At 42.3% G+C, this 21285-nt stretch carries 16 protein-coding genes; 3 read left to right on the top strand and 13 right to left on the bottom strand.

Annotated features, from left to right (window positions below; translation table 11 throughout):
- Nucleotides 1–6: 6 nt before the first annotated feature.
- Together ftsH and rlmE are read right to left on the bottom strand one after the other, a co-directional pair.
- Nucleotides 7–1950 (bottom strand): ATP-dependent zinc metalloprotease FtsH, encoded by a 1944-nt coding sequence (gene ftsH, locus G6R09_RS15765; RefSeq protein WP_065169160.1) that lies wholly within the window; start codon nucleotides 1948–1950, stop codon nucleotides 7–9.
- Nucleotides 1951–1999: 49 nt separating this feature from the next.
- Complete coding sequence (gene rlmE / locus G6R09_RS15760) at nucleotides 2000–2629, bottom strand: 23S rRNA (uridine(2552)-2'-O)-methyltransferase RlmE (protein ID WP_163923463.1); 630 nt, start codon at nucleotides 2627–2629, stop codon at nucleotides 2000–2002.
- A 212-nt stretch (nucleotides 2630–2841) separates the two neighbouring features.
- On the opposite strand from rlmE, the gene yhbY reads away from it, so the two are divergent.
- Nucleotides 2842–3138 (top strand): ribosome assembly RNA-binding protein YhbY, encoded by a 297-nt coding sequence (gene yhbY / locus G6R09_RS15755; RefSeq protein WP_065169158.1) that lies wholly within the window; start codon nucleotides 2842–2844, stop codon nucleotides 3136–3138.
- Between the two features lie 145 nt (nucleotides 3139–3283).
- Here the strand turns inward: yhbY and greA are convergent, their stop codons facing one another.
- Nucleotides 3284–3757 carry a transcription elongation factor GreA gene (gene greA, locus G6R09_RS15750; RefSeq protein ID WP_065169157.1) on the bottom strand — a complete coding sequence of 158 codons (474 nt, stop codon included), beginning with the start codon at nucleotides 3755–3757 and terminating at the stop codon, nucleotides 3284–3286.
- A 610-nt stretch (nucleotides 3758–4367) separates the two neighbouring features.
- Between greA and G6R09_RS15745 the strand changes: the two genes are divergently transcribed.
- Nucleotides 4368–5444 (top strand): porin, encoded by a 1077-nt coding sequence (locus tag G6R09_RS15745; RefSeq protein ID WP_163923461.1) that lies wholly within the window; start codon nucleotides 4368–4370, stop codon nucleotides 5442–5444.
- A gap of 168 nt (nucleotides 5445–5612) precedes the next feature.
- Nucleotides 5613–7016 (top strand): serine-type D-Ala-D-Ala carboxypeptidase, encoded by a 1404-nt coding sequence (dacB, locus tag G6R09_RS15740; protein ID WP_163923506.1) that lies wholly within the window; start codon nucleotides 5613–5615, stop codon nucleotides 7014–7016.
- A 98-nt stretch (nucleotides 7017–7114) separates the two neighbouring features.
- On the opposite strand, the gene carB is transcribed toward dacB, so the two are convergent.
- From carB to murJ, 10 genes are all read right to left on the bottom strand, one after another.
- A complete protein-coding gene (carB, locus tag G6R09_RS15735) occupies nucleotides 7115–10333 on the bottom strand; it encodes a carbamoyl-phosphate synthase large subunit (protein WP_065169154.1) in 3219 nt (1072 codons plus the stop codon).
- Between the two features lie 16 nt (nucleotides 10334–10349).
- Nucleotides 10350–11489, bottom strand: a complete 1140-nt coding sequence (gene carA / locus G6R09_RS15730) for a glutamine-hydrolyzing carbamoyl-phosphate synthase small subunit (RefSeq protein WP_163923458.1) — start codon at nucleotides 11487–11489, stop codon at nucleotides 10350–10352.
- Between the two features lie 551 nt (nucleotides 11490–12040).
- Nucleotides 12041–12850 (bottom strand): 4-hydroxy-tetrahydrodipicolinate reductase, encoded by an 810-nt coding sequence (gene dapB / locus G6R09_RS15725; protein ID WP_065169152.1) that lies wholly within the window; start codon nucleotides 12848–12850, stop codon nucleotides 12041–12043.
- 116 nt (nucleotides 12851–12966) lie between these two features.
- Nucleotides 12967–13911 (bottom strand): 4-hydroxy-3-methylbut-2-enyl diphosphate reductase, encoded by a 945-nt coding sequence (gene ispH, locus G6R09_RS15720; RefSeq protein ID WP_163923455.1) that lies wholly within the window; start codon nucleotides 13909–13911, stop codon nucleotides 12967–12969.
- Between the two features lie 12 nt (nucleotides 13912–13923).
- The gene (fkpB, locus tag G6R09_RS15715) at nucleotides 13924–14358 is read right to left on the bottom strand and encodes an FKBP-type peptidyl-prolyl cis-trans isomerase (RefSeq protein WP_163923452.1); all 435 of its coding nucleotides are present in this window, start codon (nucleotides 14356–14358) and stop codon (nucleotides 13924–13926) included.
- A gap of 88 nt (nucleotides 14359–14446) precedes the next feature.
- On the bottom strand, nucleotides 14447–14965 hold the full coding sequence (gene lspA, locus G6R09_RS15710) for a signal peptidase II (RefSeq protein WP_163923450.1): 519 nt from the start codon (nucleotides 14963–14965) through the stop codon (nucleotides 14447–14449).
- A gap of 158 nt (nucleotides 14966–15123) precedes the next feature.
- Nucleotides 15124–15648, bottom strand: coding sequence for a signal peptidase II (lspA, locus tag G6R09_RS15705; RefSeq protein WP_065169148.1), 525 nt, complete (start codon nucleotides 15646–15648; stop codon nucleotides 15124–15126).
- Nucleotides 15648–18488: an isoleucine--tRNA ligase gene (ileS, locus tag G6R09_RS15700; RefSeq protein WP_163923447.1), complete on the bottom strand. Its 2841-nt coding sequence runs from the start codon at nucleotides 18486–18488 to the stop codon at nucleotides 15648–15650. The genes lspA (G6R09_RS15705) and ileS overlap by 1 nt, the downstream gene beginning before the upstream one ends.
- Nucleotides 18489–18493: 5 nt before the next feature.
- Nucleotides 18494–19456 (bottom strand): bifunctional riboflavin kinase/FAD synthetase, encoded by a 963-nt coding sequence (ribF, locus tag G6R09_RS15695; protein ID WP_163923503.1) that lies wholly within the window; start codon nucleotides 19454–19456, stop codon nucleotides 18494–18496.
- 185 nt (nucleotides 19457–19641) lie between these two features.
- A complete protein-coding gene (gene murJ, locus G6R09_RS15690; protein ID WP_205523002.1) occupies nucleotides 19642–21204 on the bottom strand; it encodes a murein biosynthesis integral membrane protein MurJ in 1563 nt (520 codons plus the stop codon).
- Nucleotides 21205–21285: the final 81 nt, after the last annotated feature.

Genomic DNA, 21285 nt, shown 5'->3' with positions numbered 1-21285 from the left:
TAGCAATTAGGCTTGTGGTTTAGTATCAGTATCATCTTTTTCAGATAATGCATCGATACCGTCGCCTACAGGCTCATCAGGTGCTAGCTCTGTTTCTGGTGCATTGTGGATTGTATCACCGTCATCAGCCCAACCTTTTGGTGCGCGAATAACAGCTTTACGTTCCATTAGGTCATCAATCTGACCTGCATCAATGGTTTCATACTTCATCAATGCATCTTTCATTGCATGCATGATATCCATATTATCAACCAGAATTTGACGTGCACGCTGGTAGTTACGATCAATCAGAATACGAACTTCAGTATCAATCAGCTTCGCAGTGTCATCAGACATATGCTTACTTTGTGTTACTGAACGACCAAGGAATACTTCACCTTCGTCTTCTGCGTATAGTAATGGTCCTAACTTGTCAGAGAAGCCCCACTGCGTCACCATCTTACGTGCAATATCAGTTGCGCGTTCGATATCGTTTGACGCACCAGTCGACACTTTCTCACGACCATAGATAAGCTCTTCAGCCAAACGACCACCGTAAAGACTTGAAATCATTGATTCTAAGAATTCACGAGAATGACTTACACGATCTTGCTCTGGTAAGTACATTGTCACACCTAATGCGCGACCACGTGGAATAATTGACACTTTGTACACTGGATCATGATCCGGTACTAAACGACCAATAATTGCGTGGCCTGCTTCATGGTATGCGGTTGACGCTTTCTGATCTTCAGACATCACCATTGATTTACGCTCAGCGCCCATCATGATTTTGTCTTTTGCTAGTTCAAATTCAACCATTGAAACAGTGCGTTTATCACCACGAGCGGCAAATAATGCAGCTTCGTTAACAAGGTTTGCCAGATCTGCACCAGAGAAACCTGGTGTACCACGAGCAATCAATGATGGATTAACATCACCGTCTAGCGGAACTTTACGCATGTGAACTTTAAGAATCTGCTCACGACCACGTACATCCGGAAGACCAACAACAACTTGGCGGTCAAAACGACCAGGACGAAGTAATGCTGGATCCAATACATCAGGACGGTTAGTTGCGGCAATAACGATAATACCTTCATTACCTTCAAAACCATCCATCTCAACCAGCATCTGGTTCAGTGTTTGCTCACGCTCATCGTGACCACCACCAACACCAGCGCCACGCTGACGACCTACTGCATCGATTTCATCGATAAAGATAATACAAGGCGCTGCTTTCTTCGCTTGTTCAAACATGTCACGGACACGGGACGCACCCACACCGACAAACATTTCAACAAAGTCAGAACCAGAGATAGTAAAGAACGGTACTTTAGCTTCACCAGCAATCGCTTTTGCTAGTAACGTTTTACCCGTACCAGGAGGACCAACCATCAACACACCTGTTGGGATTTTACCACCTAGTTTTTGGAAACGGCTTGGATCACGTAAGTAATCAACCAGTTCTTTAACGTCTTCTTTAGCTTCGTCACAACCCGCTACATCAGCAAAAGTTGTTTTGATTTGGTCTTCACCCATCATGCGTGCTTTAGATTTGCCGAACGACATGGCACCTTTGCCACCACCGCCCTGCATCTGACGCATAAAGAAAATCCAAACACCAATAAGTAATAGCATTGGGAACCACGAGATGAAGATTGAAGCTAAAAGGCTTGGTTCTTCTGGTGGTGTACCCGCAACCGCTACGTTTGCGTTAATAAGATCGTCTAACAGTTTTGGATCATTTGCGACAGGTAAGTATGTTACATAGCTCGCATTATCACGTTTGGTTACAGTGATTTGACGATCATTGAATCGTACTTCCTTTATCTGATCCTGACCGATTTGACGGACAAATGTCGTATAATCGACTTGGCCTTTGGTACTATTACTATTGGTTCCGAAACTCTGGAATACAGACATAAGAACAACAGCAATGACCAGCCATAAAATCAAGTTTTTTGCCATGTCACTCAAGGTGTTAACCTCGCGATAACTAAAAGATGAATGTAGATTACTACAGTTTGTAACCTGTAGCCACAATATAGACTTCACGCGAACGATCTCGCGAGGAATCAGGTTTACGAATTTTGACCACTTTAAACATGCTACGAATATCAGCTAAATATTGGTCAAAGCCTTCACCTTGGAAAACTTTTACCGTAAAACTGCCATTCGGTGCAAGCACTTGTCGACACATATCTAATGCAAGCTCAACAAGATACATAGCTCGAGGTTGGTCGGATGCAAGGTTACCACTCATATTAGGAGCCATATCTGACATTACCACATCAACCATATCTGGTTGAATGCGTGTCAATAAAGCCTCTAATACTGCTTCTTCACGGAAATCACCTTGGAGAAAACTCACCCCCGGTAGTGAATCCATTGGCAAAATATCACAAGCGATGACCTGTCCTTCATCACCTACAATTTCTGCCGCGTACTGTGACCAACCACCTGGTGCAGCACCAAGGTCAACCACTGTCATGCCCGGTTTTAATAATTTATCTTTATTTTGAATTTCTTCAATTTTAAAGAAAGCTCGTGAACGGTAGCCCCGTTTTTGCGCTTCTTGTACATATTTATCGTCAAAATGTTCTTTTAACCACCGGCCTGAGCTAGCGGATTGTTTTTTTCTACTCATGCTAAACCTAATGAGTTGCCATACTTAGTAAGTATACGTCGGCTAAAGACTTTATCGCACCTAATTCATTAGATTGCGCCCTAAAAATGTGCAGTGCAACATAATCACTGTAAATTTTCCGACTGTCATCTATTAAACAAATTAGTCTTCTAGTCTAGATGGCGGTAGAATGTCGCGTTTTCAACCCTTGTAACTAAAAAAATAGAGTCATCATGAATCTAAGCACAAAACAAAAGCAGTTCTTAAAAGGCCTTGCTCACAACCTAAAGCCTGTTGTTCTTATGGGTGCCAACGGCCTAACTGAAGCAGTATTAGCCGAAATCGATTTAGCCCTAAACCACCATGAGCTTGTTAAAGTAAAAGTGGCTTCTGAAGATCGTGAAACTAAATTATTAATCGTCGACGCTATTATTCGCGAAACTAAAGCGGAAAAAGTACAGGTGATTGGTAAAACATTGGTACTTTACCGTCAAACAGAAGATCGTAAAATCGAACTTCCTCGTAAATAAAAAAGGCCGCCTAGCGGCCTTTTTTATATTCGTCGTTGGCAACAAACATGCTTTGCTAACGACAAACCTTACCGTAATTAATAAGTTAACGCTTATTTGTCAAACATAGTCTAAATTTTTACGAACAACAAACAGCAATTACATATTAAATATATTGTACATCCATGATTTCAAATTCTTTTAAGCCGCCAGGAGTGGTAATTTGAACTTCATCACCAACCAGCTTGCCAATTAAACCACGTGCAATCGGTGAATTAACTGAAATTAAGTTTTGCTTAATATCGGCCTCATCATCACCAACGATGCAATAGGTCATTTCTTTATCACTATCTAAATCTAATAGTTTGATAGTTGTACCAAAAATAACTTTACCTGAGTTTGCTAATGTTGTTACATCAATAACTTGAGCAACTGATAATTTATATTCGATATCACGAATTTGTGCTTCACAAATACCTTGTTCTTCACGCGCAGCGTGGTACTCAGCATTTTCTTTTAAGTCACCAAGTTCACGTGCTTCAGCAATCGCTTGAGAAATAAGCGGACGACGCTTTAATAATACCTCAAGTTCCTTGAGCAGCTTTTGTTCGCCGCGAACAGTCATTGGTACTTTTTCCATAAATAAATAGCCTCTGTAACCTGATAGCGCTCGCCAATTTCAGGTAAATAGTGCCAGTCTAGCCCATGGCTAGCCCGACAGAATAAAAAAATGATTTGGTTTATTTTAAACAAAGATGACTCAGAGATCATCATTGATAAATGATAATCCGTATTTAACTGTCATTTTTATGCTAATTCTTTATGTTACATCGCAGTCCTAAAAGCAGCTGTATGGCAATTAACCGCCGCTAAAATGAACGTAGCTTTAATGTCAGTACTTACTTACTATTGTGATATTGGCACTAACAACATAAAAACAGTTACAATCAACCCAATATTAAAAAGCGCGCCAAATCACACTCTTACAAATAAAAATGGCTTTTTTAAGTATAAAAAAAACAATATCTTCTAAATAGAACTAAAATCCAAAAAATAATTAGAACTTTTACTTATTTAGCTAACACATTGATAAAGAAAAAAATAAACACCATAAAAAACCTAAAAAACACCCATTTAAACTATTTTTCAGTTTTTTTTACTAACATATTACCAATGACACACGTAAAAAGAACGCCATAGCATTTGGCATCAAAATGCACCTATAAAAAAATCATATAAAGGATTCGGTAATGAACAAGAACCTAATTGCTCTAGCAGTAGCAGCAGCGACTTTCTCTGGCGCAGCATCAGCAGCAACAGTTTATTCAGACGACACTTCTAGCCTAGCTATCGGCGGCCGTGTAGAAGCTCGCGCACTACTTTCTGAAAATGGTAAAACTGAATTACCTGCAGATGCAACAAATCAACAAATCATTGACCAACACACAAGCAACGATGTAACTGACATCTCTCGTGTACGTGTAAACATTGATGCTAAAACACAAATCGCTGACGGTGTACAAGGTATTGGTTACTTTGAGCGTGAATTCAACTCTGATAGCTCTAACGATGAAAACCGTTACATCTACGCGGGTGTAAACAGCGATAAGTATGGCCAAATCGTTTACGGTAAAGCTGACGGTTCACTAGGTATGCTAACAGATTTCACTGATATCATGGCATACGCAGGCTCTGTTGTTGGTGGCTCTAAATTAGCAGTAGCTGACCGTACTACAAATAACCTAGCTTACGCTGGCACATTTAATAACCTAACGTTCAAAGCTAACTACGTATTTGATGGCGCGGCATACAATGATGCTGGTAAGAAAACAGATCAAAGTGGTTTCTCTACTGCTGCTAAATACAATGTAGGCGATACTGGTCTTGCTCTTGGTGTTGGTTACGCTCAACAAAAAGATCAAACTGCAGCAAATAACACTGTAAACCAAACTTCTAAGCAAACTTTCGCTGTAGCGTCTTACACTATGGGCGATCTATACTTCGGCGGTCTATACAAGTACGGTCACCGTGATGCAAATAACCTAGTAACTAATGAACTAACAGATTCTCAAGGTTACGAATTTGCAGCCGCTTACACCATGGGTAAAGCAGTATTTACTACTACTTACGGCTTCATGAAAGATGAGCGCAACACTAGCGGCGCTTACGATGAGCTAGCAAACGCACTATCTGTTGACGGTACTTACTACTTCAACAGCAACTTCCGTACTTACGCTTCTTACACATTCAACATGCTTGATAAGAACAAAGTAGGTAAAGTTGCAGCATCTGACCAAGTTGTTCTAGGTGCTCGTTACGACTTCTAATCCAAACGATTAAAAGCGTACTACAAAAAAGCGTCGACCTCGGTCGGCGCTTTTTGCTATTGCAGCTAATACATTATTGGCTATAACGCTATCAAACGGCTTTTTTTACTAACGGTATTAAAAAAGCTATGATTATGATTCATTTTACTTATGCCAATATTCCTAAAGATGCTTAAACGACTTATTTGTTCAGCCTTGCTACTAACAAGCATGCCATCATTTGCAGCGTTTGCGCCTCAGCAAGCCCTCACGCTATTACCGACAGGTAGTGATGCCTCACTACTGGTTGTTAACCCTGCAACCAATAAAATCATCTACCAACACCAAGCGAGTCACCTTCAAGCTCCAGCCAGTACCCAAAAATTATTAACCGCACTCGCGGCGAAATTATATTTAGGTAATGATTTCCGTTTTAGCACCACCCTTGAGACTCAAGCCAATAATGTCATTTTAAATTTTAATGGTGATCCGACCCTAAAAAGCACTGATATTGCCAATCTATTGCGTCAACTCAAACAACAAGGTGTTAATACCATTAAAGGTAACCTTTACCTTAATGGTGGTCACTTTACCGGATTTGAACATGCGGTAGGCTCACCGTGGGATATGCTGACCCAGTGCTATAGTGCACCATCAAGTAGCATTACTTTGGAGCATAACTGTTTTGAAGGGGCGTTATATTCAAACATGGCTTTTGGCGCTAAAACACGGCTACATATTCCTAGCCACCAGCCAGTTACCGCTACCAATGATGCCATTGTGGTCACCAAAGCACAGCAAAAAGAACAACACTGTGAGCTATCACTGCAAGCCAACGATAATAATAACTACCACATCACTGGCTGTATTCAACCGAAAAAAGATCCACTGCCGCTGCGATTTGCGGTTCAAAATACCACCCTATATTCAACAGCGATTATTAAGCGTGAATTAAAGCAAGCAGGGATCCGTTTAGACGGTAAAATTTTACGTAATGACACTATCAGCGGTAAGATCATTGCAACCCACCAGTCAGCGCCATTAACGACGCTGCTGTATATCATGCTTAAACGTTCTGATAATTTATTTGCTGATAATCTTACTAAAACCATCGGTGCTAAATACTTTAATCAAGCAGGTAATTATGCCAATGGGGTTGCTGCTATCAAAGCGATCCTAAAACAAAAAGCCAATATTGATTTATCCAATACCATCATGGTGGATGGTTCCGGTCTATCGCGTAATAACCGCCTAAATACTCATGATTTAATGGAAGTGCTTAGTTACATTTATCAGCACCCTAAACTAGGATTAATCACTGATTTACCCGTTGCAGGTAAAAGTGGCACTCTTCAATACCGTAAGAGTGTTCGAAATGCGCCATTAAAAGATAATATCATTGCCAAAACAGGCTCTTTATTTGGCACTTATAATCTTGCCGGTATGATTAAAACTAAATCAGGTCAACCATTATTATTTGTGCAGCTGGTCACTAACTATTACCCCACTAAAGCTGAGTTAAAAGCCAGCCCACTGCCGCCAATCAATCAATTTGAAAAACAGTACTACACTTCGCTGTATAACAACTACTGAGTAAAATTAGCGCGATAGTCATTTAACTCCCAATAAAAAAAGCCGATCATTTTGATGATCGGCTTTTTATTAGATTCAATTATGGTATCAAAATACGATTACTTAATCATTGCATGCAGTTCTTGAATCGAGGTTACTGTGTTACGGTCATCAGCAGTATGAGCCAGACAAGTCGCAAAACCAGCGTTCAAGGTGGTAGTGTAATTTACCTTTTCAGCCAAAGCACTACGACGTAGTACCTTAGAATCCTCAATCGCTTGACGACCTTCAGCAGTATTCACAATGTAGGTGTATTCATTATTCTTAATACGGTCAAGAATATGAGGACGACCTTCGTGAACCTTGTTTACCAAGCGTGGGTTAATACCCGCTTCGCCAAGAATAACCGCGGTACCGTGAGTTGCATCTAGTTGGTAACCAAGTTTAATTAACTTAGACGCTAAATCAACTACACGCTTCTTATCACCTTCACGTACAGAAAGTAATGCACGACCTGAAGATGGGTACTCTTTACCACAGCCTAATTCAGCTTTAGCAAACGCTTCTGCAAAGGTATTACCAATACCCATAACTTCACCAGTTGAGCGCATTTCTGGGCCTAACAGCGGATCAACACCTGGGAATTTGTTAAACGGTAACACCACTTCTTTTACTGAGTAATACGGTGGAATGATTTCTTTGGTGAAACCTTGTGACGCAAGTGATTGCCCCGCCATTACACGTGCGGCAATCTTAGCCAGTGGTGCGCCGGTTGCTTTTGAAACAAACGGTACCGTACGTGCAGCACGCGGGTTTACTTCGATTAAGTAAACTTCGTTATCTTTAACAGCGAACTGGGTATTCATTAGGCCTCGAACACCTAATTCAAATGCTAAGTTCTTCACTTGCTCACGCATGACATTCTGAATGTCTTGATTTAGCGTATAGGCAGGTAATGAACATGCAGAGTCACCTGAGTGAACGCCCGCTTGCTCGATGTGCTCCATGATACCGCCAATCACCACTTGCTCGCCGTCACAAATCGCATCGACATCAACTTCAATCGCATCGTCTAAGAAGCGGTCTAACAATACTGGTGATTCGTTTGATACGCTAACCGCTTCATTAAAGTAGCGACGTAAATCTTGCTCATCGTAGACAATTTCCATTGCACGGCCGCCAAGTACATACGATGGACGTACCACCAATGGGAAGCCGATGACTTTTGATTTCTCAATCGCCTGCTCCATTGTCGTCACTGTTGCGTTTTCTGGTTGTAATAAACCTAAACGATCAACCGCTTGTTGGAAACGCTCACGGTCTTCAGCGCGGTCGATAGCATCTGGGCTAGTACCAATAATTGGCACACCAGCCGCTTCAAGTGCACGTGCTAATTTAAGTGGCGTTTGACCACCGTATTGAACGATAACACCTTTCGGCTTTTCAACACGTGCAATCGCAAGTACATCTTCCAGTGTTACTGGTTCAAAGTACAAGCGGTCAGAGGTATCGTAATCGGTTGATACTGTCTCTGGGTTACAGTTAACCATGATGGTTTCGTAACCGTCTTCACGTAATGCTAATGATGCATGTACACAACAGTAATCAAATTCAATTCCCTGACCGATACGGTTAGGGCCACCACCAAGAATCATGATCTTTTCTTTAGTGGTTGGATTTGCTTCACATTCATCATCATAAGATGAGTACATGTAGGCAGTATCTGATGAGAATTCAGCCGCACAAGTATCAACACGCTTGTACACTGGGTGAATATTAAATTGGTCACGTAGCTTACGAATTTCACTTTCAGCTACACCAAGCAATTTAGCTAAGCGCGCGTCAGCAAAACCTTTACGCTTTAATGCACGTAGTGATTGCTCATTAAGGCCTGCAAAACCCGCCGCTTTTACACGTGCTTCATCTTTAATAATGTCTTCGATTTGAACCAAGAACCAACGGTCAATGTTGGTTAGGTTAAAGATACCGTCAACTGACATCCCTGCACGGAAAGCATCACCGATGTACCATATACGCTCAGCGCCAGCTTCTTTTAGTTCATAACGAATTTTGCTCATTGCATCAGGTTCATCAAGATCAACCATCTCGTCAAAACCATTCGCGCCAACTTCTAGGCCACGTAATGCTTTATGCAATGACTCTTGTTGGTTACGACCAATCGCCATCACTTCACCAACAGATTTCATCTGCGTCGTTAGACGGTCGTTAGCACCGGCAAACTTTTCAAAGTTAAAACGTGGAATTTTCGTTACAACATAGTCAATCGTTGGTTCAAACGAGGCTGGTGTTGCACCACCTGTGATGTCATTCATTAGTTCATCAAGGGTGAAACCAATCGCCAGTTTTGCCGCAATTTTAGCAATCGGGAAACCCGTTGCTTTAGATGCTAATGCTGATGAGCGCGATACACGTGGGTTCATTTCGATGATAACCATACGGCCATCTTCAGGATTAATACCAAACTGAACGTTGGAACCACCTGTTTCAACACCAATTTCACGTAATACTGCTAACGATGCATTACGCATTAGCTGGTATTCTTTATCCGTTAGTGTTTGTGCTGGCGCAACAGTGATTGAATCACCAGTGTGAATACCCATTGGGTCAAAGTTTTCAATCGCACATACGATAATGCAGTTGTCGTTTTTATCACGCACCACTTCCATTTCGTATTCTTTCCAGCCAATCAGTGATTCATCAATCAACAACTCACTGGTTGGTGATAAATCAAGACCGCGCGAACAAATTTCTTCAAATTCTTGTTTATTGTATGCAATACCACCACCAGTACCACCCATCGTAAACGACGGACGAATAATACAAGGGAAGCCAACCATATCGAGAACTTTGTAAGCTTCTTCCATGGTCGTTGCAGTATCTGCACGTGGACATTCAAGCCCAATCGCTTTCATTGCTTTATCGAAACGTGAACGGTTTTCAGCTTTATCAATCGCATCCGCTGTTGCACCAATCATTTCGACATTAAATTCTTTTAATACGCCATATTTTTCAAGATCTAACGCACAGTTAAGTGCAGTTTGGCCACCCATCGTTGGCAATACTGCATCTGGACGTTCTTTTTCGATGATCTTGCGTACCACTTCCCAGTGAATAGGCTCAATGTATGTTGCATCCGCCATATCAGGGTCGGTCATGATCGTTGCTGGATTTGAGTTAACCAGAATAACGCGGTAACCCTCTTCGCGTAACGCTTTACATGCTTGTGCACCTGAGTAGTCGAATTCACACGCTTGACCGATAACAATCGGACCAGCACCTAAGATTAATACACTTTTAATGTCAGTACGTTTTGGCATTTTTACTACTCCCAGTTTAGGCGCTGTGTTTCTTGATTAGTTCGATGAAATGATCAAATAGTGGTGCTGCATCATGTGGACCAGGGCTCGCTTCTGGGTGGCCTTGGAAACTAAATGCTGGCTTGTCGGTACGATGGATACCTTGTAGAGAGCCATCAAACAGGGATTTATGTGTTGCACGTAGATTATCAGGTAACGTTGCTTCATCAGCGGCAAAACCGTGGTTTTGGCTGGTGATCATTACCACATCACGCTCAAGATCTTTTACTGGGTGGTTAGCACCGTGGTGACCAAATTTCATTTTCACTGTTTGTGCACCGCTAGCCAATGCCAGAATTTGGTGACCAAGACAGATACCAAAAATCGGTAACCCTTTGTCTAAAAATACTTTTGTTGCTTCAATCGCATAAGTACATGGCGCTGGATCACCAGGACCATTCGATAAGAAAACACCATTTGGACTTAATGCTAATACTTCTTCTGCTGACGTTTGCGCCGGTACTACCGTTAGACGGCAACCGCGATCAACGAGCATACGTAGAATATTGCGCTTAGCACCAAAATCGTAAGCAACAACATGGTACGGTAGTTCGCTGTCATCTTTTGCTGCAGGTAAACCGCCCGTTAATGTCCATGAACCTTGCTTCCAGCTATATGTTTCAGCCGTGGTCACTTCTTTTGCTAAGTCCATACCTTTAAGACCAGGGAATGCTTTAGCTTGAGCCAATGCTGCTGTCTCATCGAGGTCATTACCCGCAATGATGCAACCGTTTTGAGCACCTTTCTCACGTAAAATACGGGTTAACTTACGCGTATCAATATCTGCGATGCCAACAATATTTTGTGATTTAAGGTAGTCAGAAAGGGATTGTTCAGAGCGGAAGTTAGAAGCAATAAGAGGAAGATCACGAATAACCAAACCTTGAGCATGAATTGCTGTTGATTCTTCGTCTTCGGTATTAGTACCAGTGTTGCCAATATGAGGATAAGTAAGAGTAACGATCTGTTGCGAGTAAGAGGGGTCAGTGAGAATTTCCTGGTACCCCGTCATCGAGGTATTAAAAACAACTTCACCAACAGCCGAACCATCTGCCCCAATGGACACGCCGCGGAACACTGTCCCATCTTCAAGGACTAACAGCGCAGATTTGCTCAAGACAACCTCCAAAAAATAAAAATGCAATTAAAACAGATAAATTTGCAACTACCCATTCCATTTAACGCCAAAAACCTTCAACTACTGATTTTTGACAAATTGCGCAAATTCTATGGATCAGTTAGCAAACTGTCAACATTTAACTGTAATTAAATTTAGAAAATCACGACTCAGCAGTGTTTTTTGTATCAAACACTGAAAACAACAACTTTAATTACATCTTTAGGACTATTGAATAACGTAACTTAAAATGTAATCGATTGCTGAAGTAACAATCCCATTAACAAAACTAAAAACAACACGCAAACGATAAAACAAATCGACTTTACGTACAAAAACAGCCACAAACAAACAAAAAAAGGATTAGATCGACATAAACAACACCAAAATGTGCATTTTCGATAGACTTAACCCATGCTTGAGTTACAGCAAGAAAACCCACTTAAACTATGCAAAAAATACCCACAAATATGCATAAAAACGAACCCACACAATCATTAATTATAAAAAAACCTGCTCAATTGCAGGTTTTAAAGGGGTGATGACTGAGTCTATAACCGATCCAAATCCAATACATCTGTCATGGTATAAAACCCACAAGGCTTATTATTGAGCCATGCGGCAGCACGCACAGCGCCATTGGCAAATGTCATTCTGTCCGTCGCTTTATGGGTAATTTCAACCCGTTCACCAATATCAGCAAACATTGCGGTATGCTCGCCAACAATATCGCCAGCTCGAATAGTCGCAAAGCCAATCTCATCACGAGTACGCTCGCCAGTGATCCCTTCGCGCGCGTAAACAGCAACATCACTGAGTTTGTTGCCCATTGCACCAGCGATCGCTTCCCCCATGCCTATCGCTGTTCCCGATGGTGCATCGACTTTATGGCGGTGGTGAGCTTCAATGATTTCAACATCACAGTAGTCTCCCATCACTTTGGCGGCTTTTTCTAATAACTTAAACACCAGATTGACACCTACACTATAGTTAGGTGCCATAACGACGGCTATCTGCTCTGCTGCAGTATCAATGAGCTGTCGCTGTTGCTCACTAAAGCCGGTGGTACCTATGACTATTTTTTTATGGTGCTGCTGGCATAGCTCAAGGTTTGCCAGTGTGACCACAGGTGCAGTAAAATCAATTAACACATCAAAGTCATCTATCGCTTGGCTAAGATCATCAATAATAACAACAGTTGCCAAACCAATTCCTGCGAGCTCTCCAGCATCCGCACCGACTAAACTTGAGCCAGTACGCTCTGTAGCAACCGTTAGTGTCGTTGTATTTGACAATGCAGTGGCTTTAATTAACTGACGTCCCATTCGTCCGGCTGCGCCGGCTATTGCAATTCTGACCATTAACGTGCATCTCCTACACTGTTTATTTAATAATATCGATCCACTGTAGCTTGTTGACTATGATAAAAAAAGCCCCAGTTTTCACTGAGGCTCATCAATCACAAACAAACATTGGCTTAGATATTTTTTACTTGTAACTCTTTTGGCACTTCAAAGAACATGTTTTCTTCGCGTCCAGATAATTCTTCAACATCAGTAGTATTAGTCAGCTGTTTAATGCGGCTAATAATTTGATTTACTAACGCTTCAGGCGCTGATGCCCCCGCAGTGACACCGACTACAGCTTTACCTGCAAGCCATAGAGGATCAATATCTTCTGCACTATCGGTTAAATAACCCGGCGTGCCCAGTTTTTCCGCAAGCTCACGTAAGCGATTTGAATTGGATGAATTTTTAGAGCCAACCACAATCATGACATCAACCGTTTCAGCCATTTCACGCACCGCATCTTGACGATTTTGGGTCGCATAACAAATATCATCTTTACGTGGCCCTTGAATGTCAGGGAATACCTGCCGCAGACGATCAATAACATCGGCAGTTTCATCGACAGATAACGTGGTTTGACTTACAAAATGTAGATTTGATGGATCTTTTACCACTAAAGCGTCGACGTCTTGCGGTTTCTCAACCAAGTACATTCCACCCTCTTGGTTGGCATATTGACCCATGGTCCCTTCTACTTCAGGATGGCCCGCATGACCAATCAACACCACTTCCATCGCCTTACGACTAGCTCGAGCAACTTCCATGTGTACTTTGGTTACCAATGGGCAGGTAGCATCAAACACGGTTAACTGTCGTGCTTTGGCTTCATTTCTAACCGCTTGTGATACCCCATGCGCCGAGAAAATAACGATATTATCGTCAGGTACTTCACTTAATTCCTCAACAAAAATAGCCCCACGCTGTTTAAGTCCTTCGACAACAAAGCGGTTGTGTACTACTTCATGACGTACATAAATAGGTGGCTGATACATTGCTAGTGCACGCTCAACAATGCTAATTGCACGATCAACACCAGCACAAAAACCCCGTGGATTTGCGAGTAATATTTTCATCAATTATGGCTCTTAACGTTCAATGGAGACAACTTCAACCTCAAAGGTGACTGTCTTACCTGCTAATGGATGATTAAAGTCAACGGTCACTGACTCCCCCATTACTTGAGTAATTATACCGGGAATATCATGTCCATCAGGCCCTGTGAAGGCGATAATACGGCCAACTTCAGCTGGTGTATTCGCACTAAACTTGCTCAAATCGACATGATGAATATTATTTGGGTTCGAAGGACCAAAAGCATCTTCAGGCGCTAAATCAAATTCAGCCTTTTGCCTTACTGCTAATCCTAATAAACATTTTTCAAAGTTAGCAGTAAGACTGCCATCACCCATACGAAATATCACTGGCTTAGCATTAGCAAACGTCGATTCAGCGACAGTCCCATCCGCTAATTTAATTGCAAAATGCATTAGCACTTCACTGTTATCCTTGATCACCGACATATGTTTTTCCCTATTCTTGATTACGACTATTTAACAACAAAGTGCCACGGGTATCAACGCATGCTGACTAGGGTTTTTAATTATGGTGCTACTTTGAGACTGCTCGTGACTGGCTAACACTACTTAACAGATACAATATTGCACCGCAAAAAATAGCCACATCAGCAATATTAAAAATAGCAAAATGGTGATTCTTATAATAAAAATCAAAAAAATCAATTACAAAACCGTAATGTATTCGATCGAAAAGATTACTCAGCGCACCACCAATAATCAATGCACAACCAATATTATGTGTCGTTTTGGTAATCGAAGCCTGACGCATTTGATAACTTAAAAAGCCACATACCACCACTGCAATTATGGCAAATAACCACCGTTGCCACCCGCCTTCGGTGCTTAAAAAGCTAAATGCGGCGCCAGTATTATGGACGTAATAAAGATTCATAAACGGCAGTACTGCTATCGGTTTTTCTCCATTAGCAGCCATGGTACCCATGATGATAATTTTACTAAGATAATCCACTATGAACACTATCATTGCGACCCAAAGCCAACGTAAGCCTGATCGTTGCTCAAAGGTTGAATCTAATCCTACTTTTGCCATTTACATACTCCTCAGCACACCAGTTGCTATCCAGTATAACTACTGTCACTGAAATTTAAGTCTTATCGAAGTCAAACATAGACATCGCCAATTAATAATTAAAAAAAAACGCCACCTGTAATCACAGGCAGCGTTTTATTTTAATAACCTATCAATGTTTAGTGTGCTTTCGCGACTTTATCGGCTCGAAAACCATCAAGAATCAACAATGCAGCCCCTAAACAAATGGCTGAGTCAGCAATGTTAAATGCCGGCCAATGATAATTACCGTAGTAAAAATCAAGAAAATCGACCACAAAGCCGTGGTATAGGCGATCAAAAAGATTACCTAACGCACCACCAATAATCAGCGCATACGCAATGTTAGCCATTTTATTGGTTGCAGGTGTACGACGCATCCACACTGCTAATAAGCCACAAACACCAAAGGCAATCGCTGCAAATAACCATCGTTGCCAACCACCCGCACTACTTAAAAAACTAAATGCAGCACCAGTATTGTGCACATACAGTAAATTAAAAAACGGTGTGATTTCTATCCGGTTTGGCCAGCCATAGCCCATCGTGTCCATCACCAATAGCTTAGAGCCATTGTCGATAATAAATACCAGAATCGCTAGCCATAACCAGCGAATACCCGATTGTTTAAGCGCTAGCGGCTGCTGAGGTGCTGAACTAGTCATTAGGCAAATTTACGCTCTTCGCCGTCGCCATCGATGTTAGTTACACAACGGCCACACACTTCTTCGTGCCCTGCAATTGTGCCAACATCAGCAACATGGTGCCAACAACGCTCACATTTCGCCGCTTCTGATGCATTCACCGTTACAAATAATCCTTCGATATCTGTTTCTTGTGCGCCTTCAGGCTTGCTATCAGCAACCACAACGTGTGCTTTTGATGTTAGCAATACAAAACGTAATTCGTCTTCTAGCTTATTCAGTTTCGCGGCAAGCTCTGCATTTGCAGTTAATGTTACTTCAGCTTGTAGTGAGCCGCCGATAACTTTTTCGCTACGTGCGGTTTCAAGTAACTTGTTCACTGCACCACGAACTTGCTGAATTTCAGCCCAGAAGTCATTGTTTAGCTCTTCGTTTTCAGCCAGACCAAATAAACCATCGAACCACTCACCCGTAAACACGAATTGATCACGCTTACCTGGCATTTCGTTCCAGATTTCATCAGCAGTGAATGACATGATAGGTGCCATCCAACGAACAAGCGCTTCTACGATGTAGTAAAGCGCAGTTTGACAGCTACGTTGTGCATGACTGCCACGTTTTGCTGTGTACTGACGATCTTTAATAACGTCTAAGTAGAAAGAGCCCATTTCAACTGAACAAAACTGCATTAAACGTTGAGTTACTGTGTGTAGGTTGTAGTCTTCGTATGCTTTAACGATCTCTTCTTGAGCCGCCATTGCACGACCCACAGCCCAACGATCAAGCGCTACCATTTCATCAACTGGCACACAATCAGTTTCAGGGTTAAAGCCGTTTAAGTTGGCTAGGAAGAAACGCGCTGTATTACGAATACGACGGTATGCATCTGCAGAACGCTTTAGGATCTCATCAGATACTGCAACTTCACCAGTGTAATCAGTTGATGCTACCCATAGACGTAGAATATCTGCGCCAAGTTTGTTAGTTACATCTTTCGGTGCAACCACGTTACCGACTGATTTCGACATTTTACGGCCTTGACCGTCAACCACGAAGCCGTGTGTTAACACTTGCTTATACGGGGCTTTGTCTTTCATCGCTACCGATGAAATCAATGAAGACTGGAACCAACCACGGTGTTGGTCTGAACCTTCAAGGTAAAGATCTGCTGAATGGCCGTTAAACTCAGGGCGGCTATCAACCACAGAGAAATGAGTAACACCTGAGTCAAACCATACGTCTAATGTATCAAGTACTTTCTCGTAAATCGCTGCATCTTCTGCGCTCATTACGTCAGTCAGTTCTAGATCCCACCACGCTTGAATACCCTTTTGCTCAACAAGCTGTGCTACTTTTTCAATTAGCTCAGATGTTTGTGGGTGAAGTTCTTGCGTTTCTTTATGGATAAACAGTGCAATTGGCACACCCCAAGTACGTTGACGTGAGATACACCATTCAGGACGTCCTTCAACCATACCTTCGATACGGCTTTGGCCCCATTCAGGCATCCATTGTACGCTCTTGATTTCTCCTAATGCTTTTGCACGCAGACCAGCTTTCTCCATTGAGATAAACCACTGTGGCGTTGCACGGAAGATAATTGGCGTTTTATGGCGCCAGCAATGTGGGTAGCTGTGAGTGATTTTTGAGAAGTTTAACAATGAACCGTGTTCACGTAATACATCTACAACCACCTCGTTAGCTTTAAATACGTGTTGACCGGCAAAGATCTCAGTATCAGGTAAGTAAACACCGTTGCTGCCTACAGGGTTAGCAATTTCTAGGTTGTACTTTTGACCAACCACGAAGTCTTCTTGACCGTGGCCAGGTGCAGTGTGTACACAACCAGTACCTGATTCTGTTGTTACGTGATCAGCAAGCACAACTGGCACATCAAAGCTGTAGAATGGGTGATTAAAACGCATTAGCTCTAATGCATCACCTTTACAGAAACCAAGAATTTCTGATTCTTCAAAGCCGACACGGCCCATCACTTCTTTCACCAGCTCAGCCGCTACGATCAAACGTTGTGGTTGAGGGTGCGCGTCAGTTACTGGTGTTTGTACTAATGCGTACTCAAGATCAGCACTTACAGCAACTGCACGGTTAGCTGGCATTGTCCACGGTGTGGTTGTCCAGATAACAATCGACACATCGCCTTGGCCTTGATCAGCAACACAACCGAACTTAGCTAATACTGCAGCTTCATCTACCGCTTTAAATTTAACATCGATAGATAGCGATACTTTATCTTGGTATTCCACTTCTGCTTCAGCCAATGCTGAACCACAATCAGTACACCAGTGAACCGGCTTAAAGCCTTTCAGTAGGTGATCTTTATCTGCAATCTTGCCTAATGCACGAATAATATTGGCTTCAGTACCAAAATCCATAGTGCGGTATGGCTTGTCCCACTGGCCTAGTACACCTAGACGCATGAAACTTTCTTTTTGACCTTCAACTTGGCCAGCAGCATATGCACGACATTTTTCGCGGAACTCAGCAGCTGTCAGTTTTTGACCAGGCTTACCAAATTTCTTTTCTACCATTAATTCAATCGGTAGACCGTGGCAATCCCAACCAGGAATATACGGTGAATCAAAGCCAGAAAGTGTCTTTGATTTAATAATAATATCTTTAAGAATCTTGTTTAACGCGTGACCGATGTGAATATCACCGTTAGCGTAAGGAGGGCCATCGTGTAATACGAAAGATTTTTTACCTTTCTTAGCTTTACGAATTTCACCGTAAAGATCTTCATCATACCAACGCTTAAGCATTGCTGGCTCACGTTGAGCTAGGTTGCCTCGCATCGGAAACCCTGTTTCAGGCAGGTTCAGGGTATCTTTATAGTCACTCATGGATTCTAGATTCCGTTACTTGGGCGAAATTGGACATTATTACGCTCAGACAGCCACACCCGTGCTGCTTGAGCATCTCGTTCGATTTGTAGTTTCAGCGCATCGAATGATTCAAATTTTTGTTCGTCACGCAATTTATGGCGTAACACGACTTCAAGCTGACGACCATAAAGATCGGCTTGATAATCAAATAGGTGAACTTCAAGTTGTTGTCGTACACCTTGTACTGTTGGTCGGTGGCCAACATTCGCCACACCCGCAATGGGCGTAGCAGTAATACCCAACACTTCAACCGCATAAACTCCTGCAACAGGTGCTACACGGCGTTTAAGTGGAATATTCGCTGTTGGAAAGCCGATAGTACGGCCTAATTTTCTTCCGTGTGAGACACGGCCACGAATACTGTATGGTCGACCAAGCATTTGTTCTACTTGCTCTAATTCATTATTCGCTAACGCATGACGAATTGCAGTACTGCTTACTCGCTGCTGTGAAACACAAAAACTTGCCGTACTAATTACTTCAAATCCGTATTTCTTACCAGCCGCCACCAGCATCGCAAAATCACCACGTCGCTTTTGACCAAAACGAAAGTCATCACCAATAACCAGAAATTTAACACCCAATTGCTTTACCAACAAGCATTCGACGAAATATTCAGCAGTCATGGCAGCAAAATGATGATTAAAATTAACACACAATAATCGATCAATGCCGACTTTTTTCAATTCTACATATTTCTCACGAAAACGGGTTAACCTTGCTGGCGCTTTATCACCAGCAAAAAGTTCTTGTGGTTGTGGTTCAAACGTCATCACCGTTGCGGCAAGTCCCATTGAATGTGCTTTCGCCACCACCTGTTTAAGCAAGGTTTGATGGCCAAGATGGACGCCATCAAAATTACCGATCGTCAACACGCAACCATGATGGTATGGCTGAATATTGGGTATACCTCGAATTAATTCCATAGGTGATTTAACTATGTCAGTACTCATAAGGCTATTCGTTCATCCTACAATCAGGTTACTTGTTTATATGATGACCAATAACAGCCAAAAATTTAATAACCGCGACAAACCACCCACCCCTTTAACGGCTGAAAAGCGTTTTATCGCGTAAAACTGGTGAATTATATACTACTCAGCGGTTTCAATCAGCTTTCCGCACGCAGATGGCGTGGACGAACACCTAAAATAATCGCACATAGCAGATAAAGCCCACTACCACCGAAGATCAAACCAAATAGCCACATCATTCGCTCTAGTAAATGGAACCCTAACCATTGTTCTGTGGTTGGACTGAACCAGTGTAATCCGGCCACCATCACCACACCAGCAATCGCTAATCGCAGCACAAACAATAATGTCTGACGGCTGACGCGGTAAATATTTTCTTTGTGTAAGCCTCGATATAGCAATCCAGCATTTAACAGCGCTGATAATACACTCGCAATCGATAAACCAACGTAACCATAGAATGGGGCAAAAATAGCGTTAAATACCATGTTACTCACCATGGCAATAATACCAATTTTTACTGGTGTTTTGGTATCTTGGCGAGCGTAATAACCCGGCGCAAATACTTTAATCAACATGTAATTAAGTAGACCTGCTGATACCACCCATAGCGACATTGCGGTTTGATTAACGTCATACAGATCAAACTCACCCCGCATGAACATCACCATCAACATTGGCTTGGCTAAGGTGATCATCCCCAGCATTGCAGGAATGCCTAAGATCAACACCATTCGCACCCCCCAATCCATGGTATGCGAAAACTGCTCAGGGGATTTATCAACATGCTTACGTGATAGCGCCGGTAAAATTACGGTCGCGATCGCGATGCCAAACAGACCTAACGGGAACTCTAATAAGCGATCGGAATAATATAACCAACTGATTGAGCCCGTCATCAGAAAACTGGCAATCAGAGTATCAAGCAATAAATTGATTTGAGTGACTGAAACGCCAAACAGAGCAGGAAGCATCAGTTTACGTATTTTAGTCACCCCAGGGTCATTCCAGCCCCATTGTGGCCGTACTAAATAACCTTCACGATATAAAAACGGTAATTGAAAACCAAATTGAACTAAACCACCGATGAAAACACCCACCGCTAAACCAATTTCAGGTTTGGCGAGATGGGGAGCAACAAACACCGCACAACCAATAATCGCAATATTAAGAAACACTGGCGTAAACGATGAGATCGCAAATTTACCGAGAGTGTTTAAAATTGCGCCAGATAGCGCCACAAAGGTAACAAACCACAAATAGGGAAAAGTAATTTTCAGTAATAAACTGGCCAGCTCAAATTTTTCAGCACCAGGCGCGGTGCCGTGAACCCAATCCCAGAACCAACCAAAACCAAATAATGCCGTTACCACTCCCGACCCTAATACACCGACTAAAGTCACGATGGTAACAATACCGCCTAACGTACCTGCGGCACGAGCAATCAATAATCGCGTTTTATCTACGTCACCAGCTGCATGATATTCCGTTAATACGGGTACAAAGGCTTGCGAAAAAGCGCCTTCTGCAAAAAGACGACGTAAAAAGTTGGGAATTTTGTTGGCAAAGAAAAAAACATCGGCCGCAGCCCCTGCTCCCATTAGGTTAGCGACGACCACATCTCGGACCAAACCGAGCACGCGGGACACCAAAGTCATGGCGCTAACTATCATTCCAGAGCGTAAAAGACGCTTACTCACAAAAAAACCTCATAAAAGATGTTCAGAAAGGTGACTTCTGATTCGAAATACTGGTAAAATCTTCCGCCATATTAACCGTGT

The sequence above is a fragment of the Photobacterium sp. Alg240-V54 genome (assembly GCF_900537155.1).
Taxonomy (GTDB): domain Bacteria; phylum Pseudomonadota; class Gammaproteobacteria; order Enterobacterales; family Vibrionaceae; genus Photobacterium.
The sequence above is the reverse complement of the archived record's forward strand: the minus strand, read 5'-3'. Positions and strand labels throughout refer to the sequence as shown.

Excerpts from the sequence above, each read along its gene's own strand:
- G6R09_RS15745 (WP_163923461.1), top strand. The coding sequence starts at position 4,368 with ATGAACAAGAACCTAATTGCTCTAGCAGTAGCAGCAGCGACTTTCTCT.
- ispH (WP_163923455.1), bottom strand. The coding sequence starts at position 13,911 with ATGAAAATATTACTCGCAAATCCACGGGGTTTTTGTGCTGGTGTTGAT.
- ftsH (WP_065169160.1), bottom strand. The coding sequence starts at position 1,950 with ATGGCAAAAAACTTGATTTTATGGCTGGTCATTGCTGTTGTTCTTATG.
- dapB (WP_065169152.1), bottom strand. The coding sequence starts at position 12,850 with ATGGTCAGAATTGCAATAGCCGGCGCAGCCGGACGAATGGGACGTCAG.
- lspA (WP_163923450.1), bottom strand. The coding sequence starts at position 14,965 with ATGGCAAAAGTAGGATTAGATTCAACCTTTGAGCAACGATCAGGCTTA.
- rlmE (WP_163923463.1), bottom strand. The coding sequence starts at position 2,629 with ATGAGTAGAAAAAAACAATCCGCTAGCTCAGGCCGGTGGTTAAAAGAA.
- ileS (WP_163923447.1), bottom strand. The coding sequence starts at position 18,488 with ATGAGTGACTATAAAGATACCCTGAACCTGCCTGAAACAGGGTTTCCG.
- yhbY (WP_065169158.1), top strand. The coding sequence starts at position 2,842 with ATGAATCTAAGCACAAAACAAAAGCAGTTCTTAAAAGGCCTTGCTCAC.
- ribF (WP_163923503.1), bottom strand. The coding sequence starts at position 19,456 with ATGGAATTAATTCGAGGTATACCCAATATTCAGCCATACCATCATGGT.
- greA (WP_065169157.1), bottom strand. The coding sequence starts at position 3,757 with ATGGAAAAAGTACCAATGACTGTTCGCGGCGAACAAAAGCTGCTCAAG.
- lspA (WP_065169148.1), bottom strand. The coding sequence starts at position 15,648 with ATGACTAGTTCAGCACCTCAGCAGCCGCTAGCGCTTAAACAATCGGGT.
- dacB (WP_163923506.1), top strand. The coding sequence starts at position 5,613 with ATGCTTAAACGACTTATTTGTTCAGCCTTGCTACTAACAAGCATGCCA.
- fkpB (WP_163923452.1), bottom strand. The coding sequence starts at position 14,358 with ATGTCGGTGATCAAGGATAACAGTGAAGTGCTAATGCATTTTGCAATT.
- carB (WP_065169154.1), bottom strand. The coding sequence starts at position 10,333 with ATGCCAAAACGTACTGACATTAAAAGTGTATTAATCTTAGGTGCTGGT.